We start from the raw sequence: 24720 nt of genomic DNA, 5'->3' as shown, positions 1-24720 counted from the left end.
GCCATGATTGAAATGAAGGATGTAATGAAGAAGTACTCAAATGGTACCACAGCTATCCGAAATCTCTCGATCGTCATTGACCAAGGAGAGTTTGTTTATGTAGTAGGACCATCTGGTGCTGGTAAATCTACATTCATCAAATTGATGTACCGAGAAGAAAAAGCAACGAAAGGAACGTTGAACGTTGCTGGCCATGATCTGATAAATATCAAAGATCGTGAAGTACCTTATTTACGTAGAGAAATCGGAGTAGTTTTCCAAGACTATAAATTGTTACCTCGAAAAACAGTATATGAAAATGTCGCATATGCGATGCAAGTCATCGGTAGAAAACCTCGTGACATAAAAAAACGTGTCATGGAAGTTTTAGACTTAGTCGGCTTGAAACATAAAGTACGTGTTTTCCCAAGTGAATTATCAGGTGGGGAACAACAACGTGTTTCGATTGCTCGAGCAATCGTGAATACACCAAAAGTATTGATTGCAGATGAACCGACAGGAAACTTAGACCCGGAAAACTCATGGGAAATCATGAAGTTATTGGATCGGATCAATGCGCAAGGAACGACTGTTGTGATGGCTACACATAACAGTACGATCGTTAATACAATTCGTCACCGCGTAATCGCCATTGAAAATGGCCGGATTATTCGTGACCAAGCGGAAGGGGAATATGGATACGATGATTAGAACCTTTTTCCGCCACTTATTAGAAAGTATCAAAAGTTTAAAACGAAACGGTTGGATGACCATCGCATCAATCAGTGCGGTGACGATCACACTGACTTTGGTTGGTGTATTTATGGCAATCATCATGAATGCGACTAAATTAGCCGAAGACATCGAAGGTAACGTAGATGTTTCTGTGTTCGTTGATATCGGGACGAATGAGAAAGATATGAAAACACTCGAAAAAGAATTGAATGAACTTGAACACGTCAACAAAGTTGAATTTTCAAGTAAAGACCAAGAATTAAAGAAAATCCAAGATCAAATGGGTGATTCTTGGAGTTTGTTTGAGGGAGACGGCAATCCGTTATACGATGTATACGTTGTAACAACGACACAACCTTCTTATACTAAAGAAGTTTCTGAAGAAGCCGCGAAGTTGAAAAATGTTTTCCGTTCGGATTATGGTGGCACTTCGTCTGACCGAATCTTTGATATTGCTGCGGCAGTACGTACATGGGGATTAGCAGCAGCTGCCTTGCTATTATTTGTCGCGATGTTCTTGATCTCAAATACGATTCGTATCACGATCATTTCACGTCAAAGAGAGATCCAGATCATGCGTTTAGTGGGTGCCAAGAATGGCTATATCCGTTGGCCTTTCTTCCTTGAAGGAGGTTGGATCGGCTTGATTGGAGCCATTATTCCTGTTTTGATTCTCACATTTGGGTATCAGGAAATCTACAAATTGTTCAACCCAACCTTGTTGCGTTCAAATTACTCATTGATACAGCCACAGGATATCGTTTGGAAAATCGACGCATTGATGGCCGGTATTGGTGTCATTATTGGTTCATTAGGTTCGATTATTTCAATGAGAAGATTCTTGAAATTTTAGTCAAAGATATGAAGCAGACCAGTGGGAGCGATCCTGCTGGTTTTTTTTTGTAAAAATTTTCATTCTCGAAAAATCTATTTTATAGAAAAATAAACTTACTCTTTCCTGTCTATCTATAGTATTCTAAGGAAGTCGGTTTTTCTGGTAGACAAATCAGTGGTTTTTCTTTACTTTAAAAAACAACTTCGCTATCCTAAGGAGGATAGCCGGATAAGAGGTGAGGCAATGGATATTATTTTTGACAATTTTTCGACGATCTTACTGCTTACGAACACATTATTATCTTTAGTGATCGTTTTTACCGAAAGAAAAGAAACTGCTCAAACTTGGGCATGGTTACTTGTATTGACTTTTATCCCAATACTAGGTTTTTTCCTTTACATTTTCTTTGGACGTGGGATTTCAAAAGATAAGATATTTGATTTGAAGATTCAAGGAAAGATCGGTAAGAACTTAGAGATCGAAGAGGATCGACAGGCATTGATGCGGGGATTATACCCACATCCTCCGACTGGACAAGTGGATGTCAAACAGTTGATTTATATGTTAACTGTTGGAGAAAGCACACTGTATACCACAAGCAATGATGTGACGCTGTTCACCGATGGCAGAGAAAAATTTGACCGGTTGATCGAGGATATTGAACAGGCAACTGACCACATCCATCTACAATATTATATTTATCGCAGCGATAGCTTAGGGATCGAGGTCTGCCAAGCATTAACTTCTGCTGCTCGCAGAGGGGTACAAGTAAGAGTTTTACTAGATGCGTGGGGATCGACGGAAGTTTCAACCAAGTTTTTCCATGAGTTAAAAGAAGCTGGTGGAGAAGTTGCTTTCTTTTTTCCGCTTTTTGTTCCTTATCTGAACCCGCGAATCAATTATCGGAATCATCGAAAGATCGTAGTAATCGATGGGAAAATTGGTTATACAGGTGGATTCAATGTGGGAAATGAGTATTTAGGTCTCGTGCAAAAATTTGGTTATTGGCGAGATAATCATTTGCGTATCTATGGTGAAGGAGTCTATGCGCTACAAAATCGCTTTTTGATGGATTGGAATTCTCAACATACCAAAGAAGTGCATTATGCGGCGCGCTTTTTCCCAAGTATTGCATCAACCGGTGAGATTGCCTTACAGGTCGTGACGAGTGGACCAGACTCAGAACATGAACAAATCAAAATGACGTACCTTAAAATGATCTCACTGGCCAAGCGGGAGATCTTGATCCAAACGCCTTATTATATTCCAGATGAATCAATCCATGAAGCGTTGAAATTGGCATTGTTATCCGGTGTGAAGGTCCATTTGCAGATCCCCAATAAACCAGATCACCCATTAGTTTATTGGGCAACGTATTCTTTTGCTGCTGAATTGATCGAATATGGTGCTGTCATCGAAACTTATGAAAATGGATTTATTCATGCGAAGACAATGATCATCGATAGCGGAATCGTTTCCGTAGGTTCAGCAAACATCGACGTTCGTTCTTTCCGTTTAGATTTTGAGGTCAATACACTGATCTATGACGAACGGCTCGCAACTCAAGTGCGAGGGGCATTTTTTGAAGATGCAAAAGTTTCTGAGCGTTTGACAAAAGAACGTTACGAGGCTCGGGGCTGGATGATCAAGCTAAAAGAGGGATTGGCTCGACTTGTTTCGCCACTCTTGTAAAAAACTGAACAAAAAAGGACATGAAATAGACTCATAAGAGCAGATTTTCATGTCCTTTTCTATCGGGGCCATTTCTGTAGTTTTATTACAAGAAATGGAGAAAGCGTCTCGCAAGAGCGGGAATTAACTTTTGGGGTATTTCTTGTTTTTTGGGGAAAGCAAGAAATAAGTTAATGCTTGCTTGGTACAGAGACACATTTCAATGCCAGTATAGCATAGAAAAATTTATTGAGATAGTATTTTTTTTAATTAAATTAAATTATTTGTTATTTAATAAAATCAATTGATTTTCAAGTAATAGCGAAAATGTTAAAATGGAAATACTTTAGGATTGAAGGAGATTTCTAATGAAAAAATTACGATTATTATTACCAATGATAGCACTAATTATAACAATGTCTGGGTGTTCAAACCTGGTCGACCAAGGTGAATCGATCACAGCGGTGGGATCATCCGCTTTACAACCTTTAGTTGAAACGGTTGCTGAGACATATCAATCAGAAAATCCCGGCAAATTTATCAATGTACAAGGTGGCGGAAGTGGTACTGGTTTATCGCAAGTCCAATCAGGCGCTGTTGAGATCGGTAATTCTGATTTGTTCGCAGAGGAGAAATCAGGGATCGATGCGTCCGCACTGATCGACCATCGAGTAGCAGTAGTGGGCATTACACCAATTGTCAACAAAGAAGTCGGCATCGACAACATTTCGATGGAAGACTTGAAAAAAGTATTTACTGGAGAATTGACGAACTGGAAACAACTAGGTGGGAAAGATCAGCCAATCGTGATCTTGAACCGTGCAGCAGGTAGTGGAACGAGAGCAACTTTTGAAAAATGGGTCTTAGACGGTGAAACAGCGATTCGTTCCCAAGAACAAGATTCTAGTGGAATGGTCCGTCAAATCGTTGCGGATACCCCAGGAGCAATCAGCTATGTCGCATTCTCTTATGTATCAAAAGATGTGGATACACTGAAAATCGACGGAGTCGAGCCAACAGACAAGAATGTCACAACAAATGATTGGACGATTTGGGCTTATGAGCATATGTATACGCGAAAAGAGACAAGTCAATTAACGAAAGACTTTTTAGCTTATATCTTATCAGATGAAGTGCAAAAAAATATTGTTGGAGATTTAGGCTATATTCCAGTGTCGAGTATGAAAGTTGAACGCGATTGGGAAGGTAATGTGGTGAATTAACCATCTTTACACAAAATTTACAAAGTTAGCAAAAAATTTACATGTTATTAAAATCAAATTGATATTCGCTTAGTAGACTGTATAGGTATGTTAAAGGACCAAGGAGGAATCATCTGTGGAAGATGTAAAAAAAGCACTAGTAACTAAATCCAAGCGCTCGAAAATGGAACAACGTGGAAAGTTTATCAGCTTTTTATGTATTGCATTGATTGTAGTGGTTGTTTTAGCAATATTTTATTTTGTTGCCAGCAAAGGGTTAGCGACCTTTTTTGTTGATAAAATCAATGTTTTTGATTTCTTATTTGGAACAAATTGGAATCCGAGCGCACTCGGGCCGGATGGAAAACCAATGGTAGGAGCTCTACCAATGATCGCGGGTTCGTTTATCGTTACTTTTTTATCTGCGATCATTGCAACACCTTTTGCCATCGGAGCAGCTGTGTTCATGACAGAAATCTCTCCGAAAAACGGAACAAAGATTTTACAACCGGTCATTGAACTACTTGTAGGTATTCCTTCAGTTGTTTATGGGTTTATCGGTCTATCCGTCATCGTTCCATTCATTCGCGGCATTTTTGGCGGAACGGGTTTTGGTATTTTAGCCGGAACATTTGTGTTGTTCGTAATGATCTTACCAACGGTTACGACGATGACAGTCGATGCGTTAAAAGCCGTACCAAGACACTATCGTGAAGCTTCTCTTGCATTAGGAGCAACGAGATGGCAAACCACATATAAAGTAGTCTTACGCGCAGCAATTCCAGGAATCTTGACAGCTATCGTCTTTGGGATGGCTCGTGCCTTTGGTGAAGCCTTAGCGATCCAAATGGTTATCGGTAATGCGGCATTGATGCCAACAAGCTTTACTACTCCAGCTGCAACGCTGACATCGATCTTGACGATGGGTATCGGAAATACAATCATGGGTACCGTTGAAAACAACGTGTTGTGGTCTCTAGCCTTGATCCTACTCTTGATGTCATTATTCTTTAATATCGTTATCCGCTTGATTGGTAAGAAGGGAGAATTGAAATAATGAATGCAAAACGTTCTGATAAAATAGCAACAGGTGTCTTATATGTGATTTCAGGCATCATCGTCCTGATCCTCGCTGCGTTGCTTCTTTATATCTTAGTTCGCGGTATTCCACATATCTCTTGGGCATTTTTGACTGAACCGTCAAAAGCGTATCAAACTGGCGGAGGAATTGGAATCCAATTATTCAACTCTATCTATTTACTGATCATCACAATGATCATCAGTTTTCCGATTTCACTGGGTGCAGGAATCTACTTGTCTGAGTATGCAGGTAAAAACTGGTTGACAGATATCATCCGCACATCCATTGAGATTCTTAGCTCATTGCCTTCTGTCGTTGTCGGTCTCTTTGGTTTCTTGGTTTTCGTTATCCAATTCCAATATGGGTTCTCGATCATTTCAGGTGCCTTGGCATTAACCGTATTCAACTTGCCTTTATTGACTCGGACAGTCGAAGAATCTTTACAAGCTGTTCATTATACACAACGTGAAGCTGGTTTAGCTCTAGGATTGTCTCGTTGGGAAACAGTGCTTCGTGTCGTTGTTCCTGAAGCGACACCAGGTATTTTGACGGGGGTCATCTTGAGTTCTGGTCGTATTTTCGGTGAGGCCGCAGCGTTGATCTATACCGCTGGTCAAAGTGCGCCAGCCTTAGATTTCACTAACTGGAATCCATTTAGCATTTCCAGCCCGATCGGTATCTTCCGACAAGCTGAAACACTAGCTGTCCACATTTGGAAAATCAATACAGAAGGAACGATGCCCGATGGGGTTTCCGTTTCGGCAGGAGCTTCTGCAGTATTGATCATCGCTGTGTTACTATTCAACTTTGGTGCTCGAGCAATTGGAAAACGTCTGCACCGTAAAATGACTTCAGCTTAAGGAGAAGAAGCAGAATGAAAGAATATAATATGAATGAAACCAACATCATCAAAATGGGCGCTGAAAAAGAGATCGCGCTATATACAGATGATTTGCATGTATGGTATGGCGATAACGAAGCCATTAAAGGTGTCAATCTTGAATTTGAAAAGAATAAAATCACTGCATTGATCGGACCATCAGGGTGTGGGAAGTCCACTTATCTACGTTCATTGAATCGAATGAACGATGGGATCGCAAACACGAAGATCACTGGAAAGATCATGTATAAAGATGTCGATGTCAATGCACCACAAATCGACGTTTACGAAATGCGCAAACGAATCGGCATGGTGTTCCAACGTCCGAATCCTTTTAGTAAATCAATCTATGACAATATTACGTTTGCCTTGAAACAGCATGGTGAGAAAAACAAACAAAAACTAGATGAGATCGTCGAAACTAGTTTGAAGCAAGCGGCATTATGGGATCAAGTCAAAGATAGTTTGAATAAAAGTGCTTTGGCGTTATCAGGTGGACAACAGCAACGTCTTTGTATCGCTCGTGCAATTGCGATGAAACCAGATATTTTATTGCTTGATGAACCAGCGAGTGCGTTAGACCCGATTTCAACTGGGACTGTTGAAGAAACGTTAGTCAACTTAAAAGAAGATTATACGATTATTATTGTGACTCACAATATGCAACAAGCTGCCCGGATCAGCGATTATACTGCGTTCTTCTATCTTGGAAATGTGATCGAGTATGACAAGACGAATAAGATATTTACTAGACCTAAGATTCAGGCAACTGAAGACTATGTGTCCGGTCATTTTGGTTAAGACGGAGGACTTGCTATGACAAAAGAAATTATCTCATCAAAAGATCTTCATCTGTATTATGGGGAAAAAGAAGCCTTGAAAGGCATTGATCTAAGTTTCAATAAAGGCGAGATCACTGCAATGATCGGACCATCTGGTTGTGGGAAATCTACTTATTTACGTTCATTGAATCGTATGAATGATTTGATCTCAGGTGTAACGATCACTGGTAGTGTCGTTTACAAGGGCAATGATATCTACAGTCCTAAAACGGATATCGTTGGGCTACGTAAAGAAATCGGTATGGTGTTCCAACAACCAAATCCTTTTCCATTTTCCATCTATGAAAATGTCATTTATGGGTTGAAAATCAAAGGTGAAAAAGACAAAAAAGTGTTAGACCAAGTAGTAGAAGAGAGCTTGAAAGCAGCATCTGTTTGGGAAGATGTCAAAGATAAATTGCATAAAAGTGCGTTGTCTTTATCAGGTGGACAACAACAGCGAGTGTGTATTGCCCGTGTGTTAGCTGTCAATCCAGAAATTATTTTATTAGATGAGCCAACTAGTGCCTTAGATCCAGTCTCTACTGGTAAAATAGAAAGTATGTTATTAGAGTTAAGAGAACGCTATACGATGATCATTGTGACTCACAATATGTCACAAGCATCACGTATCTCAGACAAAACAGCTTTCTTCTTAGATGGCAATTTGATCGAGTTCAACAATACGAAAAAAATATTTATGAATCCTGATAAAAAAGAAACGGAAGATTATATTTCAGGACGATTCGGATAAGGAGGAAAGAGGATGTTACGAACACAATTTGAAGAAGAATTATTGAACCTTCATAATCAATTTTACGAAATGGGAATGATGGTTAGTAATGCCGTGCATAAATCAGTGCGCTCTTATACAAAACACGACAAAGTTCTTGCAAAAGAAGTAATTGAAAATGACATTACAATCAATGATATGGAAACACGATTAGAGAAAAAAAGTTTTGAAATGATTGCTTTGCAACAACCGGTGACAACTGATCTACGAACGATCATCACAGTCATGAAAGCAAGTTCAGATTTAGAGCGTATGGCTGACCACGCAGTATCAATCGCCAAGTCAACGATTCGTCTTAAAGGAGAAACAAGAATTCCTGAAATCGAAAAAGAAATCTCTGATATGTCTGATTATGTCAAAAAAATGGTAGATAATGTCTTAGTCGCTTACGTTAAAACAGATGAAAAGGACGCACGTACGATTGCAAACATGGATCATCGTGTCAATGAATCCTTCAATCGGATCTACAATGCAACGATCAAAAATATGCAAGCAAATCCCGAAACTGTTATCAGTGGAACGGACTATGTCAACGTAGCAAGTTATTTAGAGCGGATCGGTGATTACGTAACAAATATCTGTGAATGGATCGTGTATCTAGCTACAGGTAAAATCACTGAGTTGAACACAAATCATAACGAAGAGACTAATCAAAGATAAAAATCATTCGCTGATTTTTGTCAAATGCTGATCAGTATTTCTGAGAAATAAGCGCCAACTTCCGAAAAGAGAGATATATTTTTGGAAGTTGGCTTTTTTATTAATATAGAAGACAATTATTCGAGATTTGGTGATGATTAATTGTTTGTTGTTATCCATTTCATAAATTTTAAGGATCGGGTACATTAGATATCCTGTTCCTTCTAAAAACGAATAGACGGTGTTCAAGAAGCAAAACTTCGGATATAAGTCAAAAAATCAAAAATGAAAAAGCCATTTTTCGATTTTTCTGCCTTCTGCCTTAGTGCTGAGCGCTTCTTTCACAACCTCTGAAAGGAAGGCGTATGTACAAAAAAAATCGATTATTGATCAAATGTTTGATTCTTTGTAGTTGTTTTGTGGCCGCATGGGTAATCCAACATGCCACTGAATGGTACGAAGACCCAATCATGCAAGTACAGCAAGTATCGCTAGAAAATGAACAACAAGTAATCAAAGGAGAATTGATGAATACGCAAGCGAAAGGAACAGAACTCACTCTGTTTATTCCGCACCAAGAAAATCAGATCGAACATGCAAAAGTTAAGACGAATCAACTTTATCTCGTACGAAAAATCGGGGATGAATGGCAGATACTCAGCAAAAAGAATGACGGATGGTTATTCCTTTTTACAAGTTTATTTATCTGCGCGCTCTTATTCGTAGGCGGAAAAGCAGGCATATTCACTTTGATCAGTGTAGGGCTCAATCTCTTGTTATTGATTTTACTTCTTCAAGGTTTCACGCAGATCCAAGGGATATCTTTGGTGATGACGAGCGTCCTTTTTGTTTTTCTAGGAACGGTCATTTGCGTTTTTGCCTTAGATGGTTGGCAACAAGGTGGACTGATAAAAATCGTCGCAACCATGACGAGTGTAGGTGTAGCTTTTCTAATTTGTTTGTTCGCAATGGATTATTTGAACGATCAAGGATTACGTTATGAGGAAATGAGTTACTTGACTCGACCGTATCGTTCCGTTTTTTTAGCTAGTTTATTAGTAGGGATGACAGGTGGGGTATTGGATACAGTCGTCACAGTCACGACGACTTTAGATGAGTTGGTGAGTAAACAACCAAAAATAACGATGAAACGATTGTGGCAGTCTGGTCAAATGGTAGGACAAGATGTAATTGGCTCCATGACGAATATCTTACTATTCGTATACGTCAGTGGGACGATCCCGATGTTACTTGTTTACTTTAACAATGGTTGGCCCTTGAGAGATGCGATTGAGCTACATCTCTCGTTGGAATTGCTACGTGTGATCAGCGGAAGTCTAGGCATTGTCCTTTCGATTCCCATTACACTTTTATGCTATTTAGGCCATTTGAAGTATCGGAGGGCGATTTAATGAATGTACTTTTGCTCTTAGCGCTTCTCTTAGTGCTATTGATTTTACTGGTTGGTGGGAAAAATGGGCTCTATACGATCTTAGGTCTGTTCATCAACGTCCTGTTGTTTTTCCTTCTATTAATCCTCTATCATTTTCGGTTGCCAATATTACCAAGTGCCATCGTGATATTTTTACTGATCACTAGTGTCACATTATTTTTTGTTAATGGCTATAATCTCAAGATGAAAGCAGCTTTTCTTAGTGTATTACTTTTTTTAGTGGTTTTCTTAGTGGTGACGCCGTTTCTTTCTGAATTAGCGATCCAAGGGTTTACAAGGATTGAATTAGATGAACTGACAGGGTTCGATTTGCATGTACCCTTGGATTTTTTCGCATTGACGCGAGCAATTTTATTGATCAGTGTGAGTGGAGCCGTATTAGATGCAAGTGTGTCCATCGCTAGTGCGACGTATGAAGTATATCTGAGAGATCCATTACAAAGCTATCGGGAATTAGTAAAATCGAGTATACGGATCGGCAGAAAAATTTTAGCTACAACAGTAACGACCTTGGTTTTTGCTTTTATGGGAAATTGTTTAGCCCTGATATTGTGGTTCATTGATCTAGAATTGTCTTTTGGCCAGTTGATCAACGAAAAAACGTTCGTTTTGGAGTATGTAACTGTAGTAGTCACGACAAGCGCAGCGATCCTTGTTTTACCGATAACATCAGTCATTTCTTCAATTTTATTTACTCGACAGAAAAAATCATCCTAAGAATGAGAGAAAGTTACAACTTAAGTCCTATGACTTTTTCTTCAAATCATTGCATAATATGTATGTAAGGAAAAGCTTGCAAACAATTTTTGCTATAAGGAGGCAATTTCCATGAAAGAAAGAGAACGTATTTTAGAATTAGTTAAAAAAGGCATCCTTTCAACTGAAGAAGGTTTAGACCTATTGGAGAGTATGGCAACTGAAAAAGATGAAAAGCAAATCGCAAAAGAGGCAGATCGTGTACATGCTGATCGTAAAGAAAAAGATGAAGCAAGTCGTTTGATCGATGAACTTGAAAATGGCAAAGCTGAACGTGAAGCAGTAGAACCAGATCCAAGACAAAAAGAACAAGAAGACAAAGAGAATCTAGAAAAAATCTTAGATGAATTGGCGACTGAAGCGAACAAAACTTCTGCTCACTTAGATGAAGTCAACGCAAAACTTTTTGAAAATAAAATTGCACGCAATGAAAAACAGGAAACATTGATGCAATTGAATACAAAAGAAGAGTTGGATCAACTAACAGAAGAAGAATTGACACAACGTCAGCAATTGGAGCAAGAAGTCAAAGAACTTGAAGCAGCCGGAGATCTCTTATCTGAAGAGCGGATCAAGCTTGAAGCTGAATTAAAAGATATCCGTAAAAACCAATGGTCTGAGAAAAAAGACACCTTTGCTGAGAAATTTGACTTGCCAGAGGATTGGAAAGAACAAGCAAATGACACATTGAACCAAGTCGGCGAAAAAATGACTGAAGCTGGGAGTCAACTAGGTAAATTCTTAAAGAAAACCTTCCAAAATGTTTCCGTAACAGTGAATGACAATATGGAATGGAAAGATGTCAGCTTACGAGTACCTGGGATCGCTACAACTAAATTTGAACACGAATTTTACTATAGCGCGCCACAAGCAAGTATTATCGACATCAAAGCGGCTAATGGGAATGTCACCTTGAAAACTTGGGATAGCGAAGACGTAAAAGTCGAAGCGAAAATCAAGCTTTATGGAAAAATGGGTGCAGAGCCTTATGAAGCTTTTGCTGAACGCAGCCAAATCGAAGTCAATGATGAACACATTTCTTTCCAAATCCCGAACAAACGTGTACGTGCCGATTTAGTCTTCTACTTACCAAAACGCATGTATGACCATACAGCAATCAAATTACTCAATGGTAATATTGTAGTTGAAGATTTAGATGTAAAAGATATTTACATGAAATCAACAAACGGTAATATTTTGGTTGAGCAAATGGCTGCAACGATGCTTGAGATTGGTGGAGTCAATGGGAATATCGATGTCCGTAATGGAGATATTTTAGATTCAATCATTGAAACAGTCAACGGGACAGTTACTTTTGGCGCAACACCAGAAAACTTAGCGATTTCATTAGTCAATGGGGATGTTCGTTTGACAGTGAAAGAAGATCGTTTGAAGAAAATCGAAGCAAGCTCAGTCAATGGTAACGTCAAAGTTGCATTGCCAACAACCATCGGTATGGACGGTCATGCAAAAACAAGTCTCGGCAGTATCAATAGCCGCCTGTCTGATTATGAAGTGATCCGTGAAAAGAAAGAGCGCACGAATCAAATGTTAGAATTCCGTCGCGTTTCTGAAAATGAAATGGCGAAAATTGAATTGTCTACTACAACAGGTAGTATCTATTTAAAAGATACAGATAAATAATTTTTTCGCTTCGACCTTCTGAAAGAGGAAGGCGAAGCGAAAATCATACTTATAAGAAACAAACAATCGGTTTGTTATTCAATAAATCTTCCGAAGTAAGATTGTTTTAGCATCTTTCTTCAATTAAAATAGGAGAACAGAGGTGAAAGAAAATGAAAAAAAAGTTGACAAAATCAAATAAAAATATTGTATTGACTGGTACTTTAGCCGGGATTGCTGAATATCTTGGGATTGATCCAACAGTTGTTCGTGTCATTTACGTCTTCTTAAGTTTAGTTGCATTTGGAAGCCCAATTATTTTATACATTCTGTTGGCTTTGCTTGTGCCTTCAGGAAAGAATAATCAACGTCGTTATGGACATGACAACGACTATTATCAAAAAAATAACTACAGAGAACAAACGAATAAACGAAAAGAGGCAGAGAAAATCAACGATGACGAATGGAGTGACTTTTAATGTCTTATCTTCAACGTATTGTTGTTAGTACGCTGACGTTTATCTCTCTGGCAGTTATTTTTCCAAATATGATATTTGTAAATAGTATTTGGACCGCAGTTGTGGCTAGCTTTGTTCTTTCTGTGCTGAATCTATTCGTCAAGCCGTTCATTATGTTTTTTTCGATTCCATTTACCTTATTGACGTTTGGATTATTCACTTTTGTTATCAACGCATTGATTTTACAAATGACCTCCTTCTTTGTAGGAGCTGCTAATTTTAGCTTTTCGTCATTTGGATCAGCTATAATGATTGCAGTGATCATGTCATTCGTAAATATCATCGTTAGCAATCGTAATATGAACAGGAATCGTTAGAAAACAATGCAAAGGACAATAAAGCACAATCAAATAAGTGGAAAGAGGAAGTGGCAATTGTCGCTTCCTCTTCTTATTTCCAAAGAAATGATAGCGGTTTCTTGATGGGTGCTTGCCAAAAAAAACGAGTGTAATGAAAAGGATATCCCTTGTTTTTTTTATTGGTAGTACTTTTACCGATAGAATGATAAAATAAAAGAGAACAGTTTAATAGAAATGAGGTATACGAATGGCAGAAATGGTAAAAGTTAGCCAATTAGTAGAAAAACTATCATTAGAAATCGTCACTGGTGACGAGCAAAGTTTAAATCGTGTCATCGTAACCGGTGATATCTCCAGACCTGGACTGGAATTGACCGGTTATTTTAATTATTATTCGCATGATCGACTACAGTTATTTGGGAGCAAAGAAATCAGCTTCGCAGAACGGATGATGCCGGAAGAGCGTTTGATGATCATGCGTCGTTTATGCAGTGAAGACATGCCAGCCTTTATCATCTCTAGAGGTTTAGCTGCACCAGAAGAAATGATTCAAGCAGCAAATGAACATGGCATGGCCGTTTTGCGTTCGCCGATCTCAACCTCACGTTTACTTGGTGAGTTATCAAGTTATTTAGATGGACGATTAGCACCTAGGACAAGTGTTCACGGCGTCTTAGTCGATGTCTATGGACTAGGTGTCTTGATCCAAGGAGATAGTGGTATTGGGAAGAGTGAGACAGCGTTAGAACTGATCAAAAGAGGCCATCGATTGATTGCAGATGATCGAGTGGATGTGTATCAACAAGATGAGCTAACTGTTATTGGAGAGCCACCAAAAATCCTTGAACATTTGATTGAGATTCGCGGAATCGGGATCATTGATGTGATGAATCTTTTTGGTGCCAGTGCAGTCAGAGGATCGATGCAAGTCCAATTAGCTGTCTACTTAGAAGCTTGGGCAAAAGAGAAAAAATACGATCGTTTAGGGTCTGAAGATACTTCTGTTGAAATTGCGGAAGTAGGTATTCCCCAAATCAAAATACCTGTGAAAACTGGACGAAATGTCGCGATCATCATTGAAGTTGCTGCGATGAATTTCCGTGCGAAAACGATGGGATTCGATGCAACGAAGACATTTGAAGAAAGATTGAGCCGTTTGATCGAAGAAAATTCAAACGGACAATAGCTAGGAGTGAAAGTATGATTGCACAAATCAATCGGGTCGCTTTTGACCTTTTAGGAGTTCCTATTTACTGGTATGCATTGATCATTGTTTCAGGCATTATCATCGCCATGTGGTTAAGCAGTCGAGAAGCAGTAAGGGTAGGAATGAAAGCAGAAGACGTCACTGACTTTATGTTATGGGGATTACCGCTATCGATCATTGGCGCACGCTTGTATTACATCTTGTTCGATTTACCACAGTATATTGCAAATCCGATTCAAATATTCAATATCCGTTCAGGCGGTCTAGCGATTTATGGTGGTCTGATTGCAGGCGGTATCACATTATATTTTTACACGAAATATCACTTCATTGATGTCTGGACGTTCTTGGACATTGCTGCACCTAGTGTTTTATTAGCACAAGCAATTGGGCGCTGGGGAAATTTCATGAACCATGAAGCATTTGGACCAGATACAACAAGGAGTTTCTTAGAAAGTCTATATTTACCGAATTTTATTATTGATAATATGTATATCGATGGAATCTATCGACAGCCAACTTTCCTTTATGAATCAGTATGGAGCCTTATTGGCGTGATCATCCTCTTATTACTACGGAAGAAAACGCATCTTTTGAAAAAAGGGGAAATCGCACTGCTTTACTTGATATGGTATAGTTTTGGTCGTTTCTTCATCGAAGGAATGAGAACGGATAGTCTTTACTTTTTAGATACGATCCGTGTGTCACAGCTTTTATCTGCTGTGCTATTCATTGGAGCAATCGTTCTATTCATCTGGCGTCGGAAAAAAGGCAACTTACCAGATTACGACCGATCTTTAGGGAAAAATCAATTCATTATCTAAAGTCCAAGTCGAAAAAAATGAAAAAATTTGCAGGAGTGGTAAAATGAAATATAGGGTAGCGGTTTTAGGTGCTGGCTCGTGGGGAACAGCATTAGCACAAGTGCTTGCTGAAAATGGTCATGACGTTCGACTCTGGAGTCACCGTGCCTCACAGGTTAATGAAATCAACCAAAAGCATACCAATGAGCGTTATTTACCAAAACACCAATTGCCCAAAACGATCATCGCATACTCGGACATGGCGAAGGCTGTTTCTGATGTAGATGCTGTTTTGTTCGTTGTACCGACTAAGGCGATTCGTTCTGTATGTCAAGAACTCGTTGAGGTCTTGCAAACAAAACCAGTGATCATCCATGCAAGTAAAGGCTTAGAACAAGGAACACACAAGCGGATCTCAGAAGTCCTGGCAGAAGAGATCCCAGCAGAAAAGAGACAAGCAATCGCTGTTTTATCGGGTCCAAGTCATGCAGAAGAAGTGGCTCGTCACGATATTACGACGATCACTGCTGCAAGCACGGAAGCAGATGCTGCTAAATTTGTTCAAACACTATTTTTGAATCATTATTTCCGAATCTATACGAATCCTGATGTCATTGGGGTCGAAATGGGTGCCGCTTTAAAAAACATTATCGCAATCGGTGCAGGTGCAATCCATGGCTTAGGTTTTGGGGATAATGCAAAGGCAGCTATCATGACAAGAGGATTAGCAGAAATCAGCCGCTTAGGTGTTGCTATGGGAGCAAATCCGTTGACCTTCATCGGACTGAGCGGTGTCGGTGATTTGATTGTCACTTGTACAAGTATCCACTCGAGAAATTGGCGTACCGGTAATCTGCTTGGACAAGGCCATGAATTAAGCGAAGTCTTGGATAATATGGGCATGGTCGTGGAAGGTGTCCAGACCACACGAGCTGCTAAAGAGTTAGCTGAGACCATGGGGATCGAGATGCCGATCACTCAAACGATTTATGAAGTGCTATATGAGCACAAGAACATAAATGAAGCAGCGACAGAGATCATGTTGCGCGATGGCAAAAAAGAGAATGAATTTCACTAACATTTTTAAGGGAGAGAAAAAAATGAAAGTAAAAAAAGCAGTGATTCCAGCAGCAGGTTTAGGAACAAGATTTTTACCTGCAACAAAAGCGATGGCAAAAGAAATGTTGCCGATCGTTGATAAACCAACGATTCAATTTATCGTAGAAGAAGCGTTAAAATCAGGGATTGAAGATATTTTGATCGTCACAGGGAAAGCAAAACGCCCAATTGAAGATCATTTTGACTCAAATATCGAATTAGAAACGAACTTAGGCGAAAAAGGAAAAACTGAATTGCTAAAATTAGTGGAAGAAACAACGGATGTAAACCTTCATTTTATTCGTCAATCGCATCCTAAAGGGTTAGGACATGCTGTGTTGCAAGCAAGAGCATTCATCGGAAATGAACCGTTTGTTGTCATGTTAGGCGATGACATCATGGAAGATGAAATCCCATTGACACAACAACTGATCGACGATTATGAGCGTACACATGCTTCAACGATCGCCGTGATGCAAGTACCACACAAAGATACATCTAAATATGGGATCATCAATCCAGGAGAAGAACTAGAAGACGGCTTATTCAATGTCAAAGATTTTGTTGAAAAACCTGAACCAAGTAAAGCACCAAGTGATTTAGCAATTATTGGACGCTATTTATTGACACCCGAAATCTTTGATGTGTTAGCAGAGCAAAAACCAGGTGCAGGTAATGAGATCCAATTGACCGATGCAATCGATACATTGAATAAGACACAACGCGTATTCGCACGTAAATTTACGGGTAAACGTTATGATGTCGGCGACAAATTTGGTTTTATGAAAACAAGCATCGAATATGGATTGACACATCCAGAAGTGGGTGGACCATTAAGAGAATACATTCTATCATTAGGCAAGTCTTTAGCAGCAGAGACGCCTTCATCTTTCAATCAATCAACAGAAACTTCTGAACCAACTAACAAAAAGTAAACAAGCGAGATGCTTCAGCTGCTGATCAAAATGTAGGTAGTTGAAGCTTTTTGCTATTTTTTATTTGTTTAAAAAATATGAAAATGCTATCCTTATAGCAAGAAGAGGAGAAGGAGGCTTGATTATGACAGTTGGAGAAATTGCTGGCTTGATTGCAGCAATTGCTTTTGCAATACTTGTGGTCTTTCTAGTACGTGTATTGATTCGATTAGCAAAAACGATTGAAAAAGCAGAACAAACAGTAACAGAAGCAAACACAACGATTGAAGTCGTTACCAAAGATGTTGATCTTTTATCGAGACAAGTCGAAGGCTTGTTAGTGAAAAGCAACGAATTGTTGAATGATATCAACGGAAAAGTAGCAACGATCGATCCTTTATTTACAGCTGTCGCTGATTTGAGCGAGAGTGTATCAGAATTGAATTCTTCAAGCAAACACATCGTTACAAAAGTTGGTGGCATCGGTAAAACAACAGCAAAAGCAACTGTTGCCAGCAAAGTCGGTGGGACTGCAGTGAAATTCTTTAAACATAAAAAACCAACAACAGATACGACAGGAGGAAAATAATCATGGCAAAAAAAGGTGGATTTTTACTAGGTGCAGTGATTGGTGGTACAGCCGCAGCAGTGGCAGCATTGCTACTTGCACCAAAATCAGGTAAAGAATTACGTGATGAATTAGCAGCACAAGCGGATGATTTTCTAGATATGGCTTCTGATTATACAGAGATGGCAAAAGAAAAATCAACTGAATTGACAAGTATCGCAAAAGACAAAGCGCATGATCTTTCACAACAAGCAGGCGATTTAGCTGGTAATGTCAAACAAACAGTCTCAGACGCAACAGCAGACGCAGGAGACGAATCAGAAGATATTTTAGTGACATTGAAAGAACAATCAGCTGATTTATCTGATCGTTTCAAAAAATCAGCTGCTGATTTAGGCGACACAGCAGCTGCTGCGAAAGAAGACATCATGATCGACATCAAAGATACAGCAGACCAAGCAGGTAGTACTGTAAAAGAAGGCATTGACGAAGCTAAACCAGTAGCTGAAGATGCAAAAATCTTGTCTGAGATGGCAAAAGAAGATACAGCTACTGCGAAAGAAGATCTAAAAGATACATTTAAATAAGCAACACTAAAAAGTGAGCAAGAAAAGGCACGATCAGGAAACAACCTGATTCGTGTCCTTTTTTCTCTAATCTTACGTGGAGAGGATATTATAAATGATTGAGATCAAGAAAAGCGATTCCGAAGAAACAGAAAAGAAAATCATTGGTCTGCTGAACGAACAATATATGCAATCATTTTCTACAAATGAACACTTAACAACTCAAACCATTTCAATCAGTGCATCTAAGAATGAGAAGTGGATCGGTGGCGCAGTGGCATCTTTATTTGGAAATACCCTGCATCTATCATTGCTCGGCGTAGATCAATCGTACCGTCACGAAGGCATCGGATCGCAATTAATAGAAGCGGTTCAACAAACAGCATTGGAAAACCAGTGTTTGTATATGACCGTCAATACGCAAGATTATCAAGCTCGAGAGTTCTACGAAAGGCATGGCTTTGAGGTGTTTGCTTCGGTGGAAAATATGCCTTTTGTTGGCACAACAAAATTCTATTTAAAGCAACAAATAGCAAATGAATAGGTATCGACAACTAACGGATATCAGAAAAAGCAACTAAAAAAATAAGCGATCACCCGAAAATAGTTTCTACTTTTGGGTTATCGCTTATTTACAGGTCAAAACGCTTCTTTCACAACTTATGATAAACGGTGTTCAAAAGCCAGCTCCTTCAATATTAAGTCAGAACTTGAAAAAATATGAGAAGCTATTTTCCCAAGCTCTGCCTTAATACTCGGAGCAGAACGGCTTTCTCACAACCTCGATGAACGGTGTTCAAGAAGCAACACTTCAATAATAAGCCAAAACCATCAAAAATGAAAAAGCCATTTTCGATGGTTCTGTCTTATTACTCAGTGCTGAACGCTTCTTTCACAACCTATGATAAACGGTGTTCAAGAAGCTGACCTTCAACATTAAGCTGAGAAATCAAAAAATATGGAAAGCTATTTTCTGATTTCCCATCTTACTGCTCAGGTCAAAACGCTTCTTTCACAACCTAGATAAACGGTGTTCGAAAGCCAGCTCCTTCAATATTAAGTCAAAACTTGAAAAAATGTGAGAAGCTATTTTCCCAAGTTCTGCCTTAATACTCGGAGCAGAACGGCTTTCTCACAACCTCGATGAACGGTGTTCAAGAAGCAACACTTCAATAATAAGCCAAAACCATCAAAAATGAAAAAGCCATTTTCGATGGTTCTGTCTTATTACTCAGTGCTGAACGCTTCTTTCACAACCTTACTCCACCACTAATAATTCTTTTGGTGTTGTTGTAAAAGGGATACAACCGTCACTTGTGACATAGACGCAATCTTCGATTCTTACGCCTACTTGATCAGGGATATAAATACCTGGTTCTAATGAGAAGCACATGCCTTCTTCGATCACTAGATCATTGCCTGCCACTAGTGAGGGATATTCATGAACCGTTGTACCAATACCATGACCTAGACGATGATTGAAGTATTCGCCGTAGCCGTAGCTTTCAATGACGTTACGTGCGACTTGATCAAGTTCAGCGGCTGTGACGCCTGGACGAACAGCTTCTTGAGCTGCTAATTGGGCTTCAAGCGTGATTTGGTAGATTTTCTCTTGAAATTCTGTCGGTTTTTGGAAGGCAACTGTTCGTGTCGCATCACTACAATAGCCATCCCATACGACGCCTAGATCGAACAAGACAAGTTCATTTGGTTGGATCGTAGTACTTCCAGGTGTTCCATGAGGGCTTGCTGCATTTGTCCCCGCTAAAACCAGCGTGTCAAAAGACATTTGAGATACCCCTTGTTTTTTTAGTTGATATTCGATTTCAGCAATAATTGCTTGTTCCGTTACGCCTTCTTTGATGGAGCGAAAACCAATTTCAAAAGCTACATCTGCCCATTTTCCTGCCGCAATCAATTGCTCTTTTTCTTTTGTTGTTTTGATCAATTGCAGACGTTGGATGACTGGAGTCAGGTCAGCAAATCGGACGCTGCTTGTCATTTGTTGCGATAACGCGTCAAAGCGATCAACCGTCAACGCATTTTTTTCGATCCCGATCGTTTTTATTTGTGGATAACGGGTGCGGATCTCTTGCCCGATCAATAGCCAAGGATCTTCACTATCAAGATAACCTCGGACATCATAGGCCCAAGAACTATTTTGTGCATCTTCTACTTCTAACGCTGGTGTAAACAAGAAAGGATCTTGGTCAAGTGGAAGAAATAGAGCTAGTACACGTTCGTGGGGTTCACTTTCATAACCAGCAAAATAGGCGATATGACCTGGATCACTGATATAAGCAAGGTCGATTTCTTTTTGAGCCATCCATTGGCGTAATTCATTGATTTTTTCAAGATTCATTTGGACATCCTTCTTTCGCATTTATGGCATGTTTCGATAATTCATTGTACCACTCTTGTAAAAAAAGACCAATTGACTAAAAGTGAAAAAGGTGATTTTTTTCATGAAAACGCTAGTAAAACGGTTGCAATTTCTGTCAATCTTTGATATCCTGTTTTAGAAATGTAAATCGTATTTTCAGAAAAGATATAAAAACAGAATAGGAGAACAACGATGGAAAAACAAACTATCACTATTTATGACGTAGCGAGAGAGGCAAATGTTTCGATGGCTACTGTTTCACGTGTTGTCAATGGGAATCCAAATGTAAAACCAGCTACAAGAAAAAAAGTATTGGAAGTCATTGACCGCTTAGATTATCGACCAAATGCTGTAGCTCGTGGTCTTGCAAGTAAAAAAACAACGACGGTTGGGGTCATCATCCCAGATGTCAGCAATATGTTCTTTGCTTCATTAGCACGTGGGATCGATGATGTGGCAACGATGTACAAATATAATATCATTTTGGCAAATTCAGACGGAAATGACCAAAAAGAAGTCAACGTACTGAACAATCTTTTAGCCAAACAAGTTGACGGTGTGATTTTCATGGGGCATCATATCACAGATGAAATCCGTGGCGAATTCTCACGTTCAAAAACTCCAGTTGTTTTAGCTGGTTCGATCGATCCAGACGAACAAGTAGGAAGTGTCAACATCGACTATACTTCAGCGACAAAAGATGCAGTGACTAAATTAGCTAAAAACGGCAATAAAAAAATTGCCTTTGTAAGTGGTGCATTGATTGACCCGATCAATGGCCAAAACCGTTTGAAAGGCTACAAAGAAGCGTTGAAAGAAAACGGACTGACTTATAGTGAAGGTTTGATCTTTGAATCAAGCTATAATTTTAGAGATGGCTTGTCATTAGTAGAACGTATCCACAATAGTGGAGCAACTGCTGTTTATGTAACGGATGATGAACTAGCAATCGGTATTTTAGATGGCTTGATTGACCGTGGTGTCAAAGTACCAGAAGAATTTGAGATCATCACAAGTAATAACTCTTTATTGACTGAAGTTGCTCGCCCACGCTTGACAAGTATTACGCAACCATTATATGACTTAGGTGCGGTATCAATGCGTCTATTGACAAAAATGATGAACAAAGAAGAAGTAGAAGAAAAAACAATCATCTTACCTTATGGAATTGAAGAAAAAGGTTCAACGAAATAAATCGATTGAGATAAACATCAAGCGATTGATCAAATAAAACGATAACTAAAAGTAGCTGAAATGACAAAGAATCGTCGTTTCAGCTACTTTTTTATGGAAATAACAGGGGCAAAGTTTCACCAAAGATAAGTAAAAACGAATAAAAAATGAGCCGGATCTTGATATCATTTATCAAGATCTGACTCATTTTTTTTTTGAGAAAGAGTAGTGGACTCAGATTGTTTTGTTAATCGTCGTCTTTGTCATCCTCTTTGTTCTGTGGATTTTCACGTTCGAATGTTCCGACAGTATTCCAGTAATCTTTGTAATTTTCATCCGTTCCACCTACACCAAATTTGAAGGTGCTTTTCTCAGGACCATTTTTTGCCCAAAGTGACTCGACAGTTTTGCTAGGTGTATTGATCGATCTTCGGTCAACGGTCACTTTTCCAGGTAATTGTCCTGTGAAGGCAGAAACGTCTTCTTTCTTCACATCAGAAGCAAGTGTGAATTTCTGATCGGTACCAAAAATCGTTGGGTTTACTTGATACACTTGATTGATTAAATTTGCTAAATATTTGGATGAACGCAATCTTGCTTGGGCATCCATTCCGGTATTATCATCGTGTCCTGCCCAACTACTGATCGTGACAGAGGGTGTGGAGACAACTAACCACGAATCTCGGTAATCATTCGTTGAACCAGTTTTACCGATCCAGTCCGCTTGACCTAAGCTGCCATTGAGACTAGTGATATCATCTTTGAATGGTGTGGTGATCTTTTCATTGATAACGCTACGCAACATATCATTGACGATCGAAGCTGCGGCTTCGGAAAAGACGCGCACTGGTTTAACTTCGTGTTGATAAATGACATTCCCCTCGTTGTCAGTGATTGCATCAATGATATACGCTTGCTGGAATTCGCCATTATTTGCTAATGCCTGGAAGCCATTGGTTTGTTGAAGAGTGGTGACATCGACTGTTCCCAGTGGTGCCGATTCAACGCCCCAGTTAGCATTTGCAGGATAGTTCATTTTTGATAGATACGTTTCGTAGGCGTATTGTTTTGAGCCGCCATTGTTCAAAACATCTTGATATAAATGGTAAGCAGGGATATTGTTCGACCATTCCAATGATTCACGAACCGTTTGGAAGGTATTTGATCCTTTATTCGTCGCATTGACGATATCTTCTCCGGCATTTGAGCCTTCTTGCCAAGTGGTTGCATAGTCAGAAACACGTGATTCTGAACCAACTAAGCCCATATCGATCGCTGGGCCATAAACCAACATCGGCTTGATCGATGAACCGGCTTGTCTTTGAGTATCAAAGGCATGATTATTTTGGTTCAGCGCATAATTACGACCACCTACAAATCCATAAACTCGCCCAGTTTTATTATCCATCAGAACATTACCGGTCTCAACAGGCGTGCCTTTCCCGTCATCAAGTAAGTAACCATAATTGGCAACACCTGCTTGCATCGCATCATAGATGCCTTTATCGATCGTTGAATGAATCGTGTAGCCTTGATTTTGGATCGTTTGTTCTGCACGTTGATAGTAGGCATTGTAGACGTCTGTATCGGATAGATCTGCGTTATCTTTTTCTCCCAATTGTCTAGCAATGATATCGGTCGCGGCATTCATGACCGTGTAATATAAGAAGTCACGGTCAGTTTGTTCTGCCACTTGTTGACCTAAGAAATCTTTTGTTAAGTCATAGGCTTTTGCTTCTTCATATTGTTCTTTTGTGATTTGGTGTTCACGATACATGCTAAATAGCACGATGTCTTTTCTTTCTAAGCCGGCAGTAAGGTCTTCTTTCAATGCACCTGTATTGGTATAAGGGCTATAGGTGATCGGACTTTGTGGCAAACCTGCGATAAATGCCGCTTGTGGTAAGGATAAATCGCTCGCATTGACACCGAAGATCCCTTGCGCAGCTTCTTGGACACCGGCAATATTTTGGCCTTTATTGTTTCTTCCGAAAGGCGAAACATTTAAATAAGTGGAGATGATTTCGTCTTTTGTAAAATGTTTCTCGACTTGAGCAGCTAATAAAATCTCATTTGCTTTACGCTTAAAGGTTGTTTCATCGGTCAAAATCTGTTGCTTGACTAACTGCTGTGTCAGCGTTGATCCTCCAGATGAGCCGATTCCAGTTGCTTCAGAGAAAAGTGCTCGGATCACCGCTTTAGGAACATAGCCTTTATGTTCTTCAAAATATTCATCCTCTGTGCTGATGATCGCAGATTTTAAATAAGGCGACATTTGATCTGAAGGGACGGTTGTCCGCATCAAATCAGTTTGGATCGTCGAGATCTCTGTATTATCGGCATAAACAAGTTTTGATGTTTCGGTTATATTGCCTAACTCAGATTGTAACTCAGATTTGGAAGGTAGCTTTGTATCTTCAACTAGATACGCAAAATAGCCGGCACCGACTCCCACACCTAATGCAGCGAATAGAATGATAAGAACCATGATAAAAACGGTTAATGATTGAAAAACGCGAAAAATGACCTTAGGAACAAACCACTTTTCTTTTGTTCGTCGTGCTTGTTTTCTTCGTGTATTATTACGTGGCAAAGGTTTCACCTCAACTAATGGTTTTATTTCGCTAATTATAGCAAATAATAGAACAAAAAAACAGACATGGCTTTTTTTGTGTCTTATTTGACCTTTGGTTTTGAGAAAACATTAAAAATTCTTCTAGTTA

General features: G+C 39.3%; 24 protein-coding genes. 22 read left to right on the top strand and 2 right to left on the bottom strand.

Annotated elements, in window-relative coordinates:
* The first annotated feature begins 3 nt into the window (after positions 1-3).
* From ftsE to IGI79_RS09620, 21 genes are all read left to right on the top strand, one after another.
* Positions 4-690 carry a cell division ATP-binding protein FtsE gene (gene ftsE / locus IGI79_RS09720; RefSeq protein WP_010734913.1) on the top strand — a complete coding sequence of 229 codons (687 nt, stop codon included), beginning with the start codon at positions 4-6 and terminating at the stop codon, positions 688-690.
* Complete coding sequence (gene ftsX / locus IGI79_RS09715) at positions 683-1567, top strand: permease-like cell division protein FtsX (protein WP_278250555.1); 885 nt, start codon at positions 683-685, stop codon at positions 1565-1567. Before ftsE ends, ftsX begins: the two co-directional genes overlap by 8 nt.
* Positions 1568-1792: 225 nt before the next feature.
* Positions 1793-3241, top strand: a complete 1449-nt coding sequence (gene cls / locus IGI79_RS09710) for a cardiolipin synthase (RefSeq protein WP_010734915.1) — start codon at positions 1793-1795, stop codon at positions 3239-3241.
* A 347-nt stretch (positions 3242-3588) separates the two neighbouring features.
* The gene (locus tag IGI79_RS09705) at positions 3589-4443 is read left to right on the top strand and encodes a phosphate ABC transporter substrate-binding protein PstS (RefSeq protein ID WP_065096310.1); all 855 of its coding nucleotides are present in this window, start codon (positions 3589-3591) and stop codon (positions 4441-4443) included.
* A 115-nt stretch (positions 4444-4558) separates the two neighbouring features.
* Positions 4559-5479, top strand: coding sequence for a phosphate ABC transporter permease subunit PstC (gene pstC / locus IGI79_RS09700; RefSeq protein WP_034687410.1), 921 nt, complete (start codon positions 4559-4561; stop codon positions 5477-5479).
* Positions 5479-6363, top strand: coding sequence for a phosphate ABC transporter permease PstA (gene pstA / locus IGI79_RS09695; RefSeq protein WP_065096311.1), 885 nt, complete (start codon positions 5479-5481; stop codon positions 6361-6363). The genes pstC and pstA overlap by 1 nt, the downstream gene beginning before the upstream one ends.
* A gap of 14 nt (positions 6364-6377) precedes the next feature.
* On the top strand, positions 6378-7184 hold the full coding sequence (gene pstB, locus IGI79_RS09690) for a phosphate ABC transporter ATP-binding protein PstB (RefSeq protein WP_065096312.1): 807 nt from the start codon (positions 6378-6380) through the stop codon (positions 7182-7184).
* Between the two features lie 15 nt (positions 7185-7199).
* On the top strand, positions 7200-7958 hold the full coding sequence (gene pstB / locus IGI79_RS09685; RefSeq protein ID WP_438845908.1) for a phosphate ABC transporter ATP-binding protein PstB: 759 nt from the start codon (positions 7200-7202) through the stop codon (positions 7956-7958).
* Between the two features lie 12 nt (positions 7959-7970).
* Positions 7971-8657, top strand: a complete 687-nt coding sequence (phoU, locus tag IGI79_RS09680) for a phosphate signaling complex protein PhoU (RefSeq protein ID WP_010734921.1) — start codon at positions 7971-7973, stop codon at positions 8655-8657.
* Positions 8658-9001: 344 nt separating this feature from the next.
* A complete protein-coding gene (locus IGI79_RS09675; protein WP_019723340.1) occupies positions 9002-10048 on the top strand; it encodes a YibE/F family protein in 1047 nt (348 codons plus the stop codon).
* Complete coding sequence (locus IGI79_RS09670; protein ID WP_438845907.1) at positions 10048-10806, top strand: YibE/F family protein; 759 nt, start codon at positions 10048-10050, stop codon at positions 10804-10806. Before IGI79_RS09675 ends, IGI79_RS09670 begins: the two co-directional genes overlap by 1 nt.
* 111 nt (positions 10807-10917) lie before the next feature.
* The gene (gene liaX / locus IGI79_RS09665; RefSeq protein WP_104776161.1) at positions 10918-12489 is read left to right on the top strand and encodes a daptomycin-sensing surface protein LiaX; all 1572 of its coding nucleotides are present in this window, start codon (positions 10918-10920) and stop codon (positions 12487-12489) included.
* A gap of 152 nt (positions 12490-12641) precedes the next feature.
* Positions 12642-12947, top strand: a complete 306-nt coding sequence (locus tag IGI79_RS09660; protein WP_010734926.1) for a PspC domain-containing protein — start codon at positions 12642-12644, stop codon at positions 12945-12947.
* The gene (locus tag IGI79_RS09655) at positions 12947-13303 is read left to right on the top strand and encodes a phage holin family protein (RefSeq protein ID WP_104776162.1); all 357 of its coding nucleotides are present in this window, start codon (positions 12947-12949) and stop codon (positions 13301-13303) included. The genes IGI79_RS09660 and IGI79_RS09655 overlap by 1 nt, the downstream gene beginning before the upstream one ends.
* Before the next feature lie 229 nt (positions 13304-13532).
* Positions 13533-14471 carry an HPr(Ser) kinase/phosphatase gene (hprK, locus tag IGI79_RS09650; RefSeq protein WP_010734928.1) on the top strand — a complete coding sequence of 313 codons (939 nt, stop codon included), beginning with the start codon at positions 13533-13535 and terminating at the stop codon, positions 14469-14471.
* Between the two features lie 14 nt (positions 14472-14485).
* Positions 14486-15316, top strand: a complete 831-nt coding sequence (gene lgt, locus IGI79_RS09645) for a prolipoprotein diacylglyceryl transferase (RefSeq protein WP_023520023.1) — start codon at positions 14486-14488, stop codon at positions 15314-15316.
* Between the two features lie 43 nt (positions 15317-15359).
* Positions 15360-16373, top strand: a complete 1014-nt coding sequence (locus IGI79_RS09640) for an NAD(P)H-dependent glycerol-3-phosphate dehydrogenase (RefSeq protein WP_066025304.1) — start codon at positions 15360-15362, stop codon at positions 16371-16373.
* Positions 16374-16395: 22 nt separating this feature from the next.
* Positions 16396-17328 (top strand): UTP--glucose-1-phosphate uridylyltransferase GalU, encoded by a 933-nt coding sequence (gene galU / locus IGI79_RS09635; protein WP_010734931.1) that lies wholly within the window; start codon positions 16396-16398, stop codon positions 17326-17328.
* Positions 17329-17452: 124 nt separating this feature from the next.
* Entirely contained in the window at positions 17453-17896 is a 444-nt protein-coding gene (locus IGI79_RS09630) for a DUF948 domain-containing protein (protein WP_010734932.1), read from the top strand.
* Between the two features lie 2 nt (positions 17897-17898).
* The gene (locus IGI79_RS09625) at positions 17899-18462 is read left to right on the top strand and encodes a YtxH domain-containing protein (RefSeq protein ID WP_410300576.1); all 564 of its coding nucleotides are present in this window, start codon (positions 17899-17901) and stop codon (positions 18460-18462) included.
* A gap of 94 nt (positions 18463-18556) precedes the next feature.
* A complete protein-coding gene (locus IGI79_RS09620; RefSeq protein WP_195339232.1) occupies positions 18557-18985 on the top strand; it encodes a GNAT family N-acetyltransferase in 429 nt (142 codons plus the stop codon).
* A gap of 714 nt (positions 18986-19699) precedes the next feature.
* Here the strand turns inward: IGI79_RS09620 and IGI79_RS09615 are convergent.
* Entirely contained in the window at positions 19700-20803 is a 1104-nt protein-coding gene (locus IGI79_RS09615; protein ID WP_019724319.1) for an aminopeptidase P family protein, read from the bottom strand.
* A 213-nt stretch (positions 20804-21016) separates the two neighbouring features.
* Between IGI79_RS09615 and ccpA the strand changes: the two genes are divergently transcribed.
* Complete coding sequence (ccpA, locus tag IGI79_RS09610; RefSeq protein WP_023520019.1) at positions 21017-22018, top strand: catabolite control protein A; 1002 nt, start codon at positions 21017-21019, stop codon at positions 22016-22018.
* Between the two features lie 226 nt (positions 22019-22244).
* On the opposite strand, the gene IGI79_RS09605 is transcribed toward ccpA, so the two are convergent.
* Positions 22245-24590: a transglycosylase domain-containing protein gene (locus tag IGI79_RS09605; RefSeq protein ID WP_065096318.1), complete on the bottom strand. Its 2346-nt coding sequence runs from the start codon at positions 24588-24590 to the stop codon at positions 22245-22247.
* Positions 24591-24720 lie beyond the last annotated feature (130 nt).

The organism is Enterococcus sp. AZ084, assembly GCF_051714905.1.
Classification (GTDB): Bacteria; Bacillota; Bacilli; order Lactobacillales; family Enterococcaceae; genus Enterococcus_B; species Enterococcus_B pernyi.
The sequence above is the reverse complement of the archived record's forward strand: the minus strand, read 5'-3'. Positions and strand labels throughout refer to the sequence as shown.

Bases quoted from the DNA above. Each gene is read 5' to 3' on its own strand.
- ftsE (WP_010734913.1), top strand. From the start codon at position 4: ATGATTGAAATGAAGGATGTAATGAAGAAGTACTCAAATGGTACCACA.
- galU (WP_010734931.1), top strand. From the start codon at position 16,396: ATGAAAGTAAAAAAAGCAGTGATTCCAGCAGCAGGTTTAGGAACAAGA.
- pstA (WP_065096311.1), top strand. From the start codon at position 5,479: ATGAATGCAAAACGTTCTGATAAAATAGCAACAGGTGTCTTATATGTG.
- IGI79_RS09625 (WP_410300576.1), top strand. From the start codon at position 17,899: ATGGCAAAAAAAGGTGGATTTTTACTAGGTGCAGTGATTGGTGGTACA.
- IGI79_RS09615 (WP_019724319.1), bottom strand. From the start codon at position 20,803: ATGAATCTTGAAAAAATCAATGAATTACGCCAATGGATGGCTCAAAAA.
- lgt (WP_023520023.1), top strand. From the start codon at position 14,486: ATGATTGCACAAATCAATCGGGTCGCTTTTGACCTTTTAGGAGTTCCT.
- IGI79_RS09675 (WP_019723340.1), top strand. From the start codon at position 9,002: ATGTACAAAAAAAATCGATTATTGATCAAATGTTTGATTCTTTGTAGT.
- pstB (WP_438845908.1), top strand. From the start codon at position 7,200: ATGACAAAAGAAATTATCTCATCAAAAGATCTTCATCTGTATTATGGG.
- IGI79_RS09620 (WP_195339232.1), top strand. From the start codon at position 18,557: ATGATTGAGATCAAGAAAAGCGATTCCGAAGAAACAGAAAAGAAAATC.
- ftsX (WP_278250555.1), top strand. From the start codon at position 683: ATGATTAGAACCTTTTTCCGCCACTTATTAGAAAGTATCAAAAGTTTA.
- IGI79_RS09640 (WP_066025304.1), top strand. From the start codon at position 15,360: ATGAAATATAGGGTAGCGGTTTTAGGTGCTGGCTCGTGGGGAACAGCA.
- IGI79_RS09670 (WP_438845907.1), top strand. From the start codon at position 10,048: ATGAATGTACTTTTGCTCTTAGCGCTTCTCTTAGTGCTATTGATTTTA.
- cls (WP_010734915.1), top strand. From the start codon at position 1,793: ATGGATATTATTTTTGACAATTTTTCGACGATCTTACTGCTTACGAAC.
- IGI79_RS09630 (WP_010734932.1), top strand. From the start codon at position 17,453: ATGACAGTTGGAGAAATTGCTGGCTTGATTGCAGCAATTGCTTTTGCA.
- liaX (WP_104776161.1), top strand. From the start codon at position 10,918: ATGAAAGAAAGAGAACGTATTTTAGAATTAGTTAAAAAAGGCATCCTT.
- pstB (WP_065096312.1), top strand. From the start codon at position 6,378: ATGAAAGAATATAATATGAATGAAACCAACATCATCAAAATGGGCGCT.
- ccpA (WP_023520019.1), top strand. From the start codon at position 21,017: ATGGAAAAACAAACTATCACTATTTATGACGTAGCGAGAGAGGCAAAT.
- IGI79_RS09705 (WP_065096310.1), top strand. From the start codon at position 3,589: ATGAAAAAATTACGATTATTATTACCAATGATAGCACTAATTATAACA.
- phoU (WP_010734921.1), top strand. From the start codon at position 7,971: ATGTTACGAACACAATTTGAAGAAGAATTATTGAACCTTCATAATCAA.
- IGI79_RS09655 (WP_104776162.1), top strand. From the start codon at position 12,947: ATGTCTTATCTTCAACGTATTGTTGTTAGTACGCTGACGTTTATCTCT.
- hprK (WP_010734928.1), top strand. From the start codon at position 13,533: ATGGCAGAAATGGTAAAAGTTAGCCAATTAGTAGAAAAACTATCATTA.
- IGI79_RS09660 (WP_010734926.1), top strand. From the start codon at position 12,642: ATGAAAAAAAAGTTGACAAAATCAAATAAAAATATTGTATTGACTGGT.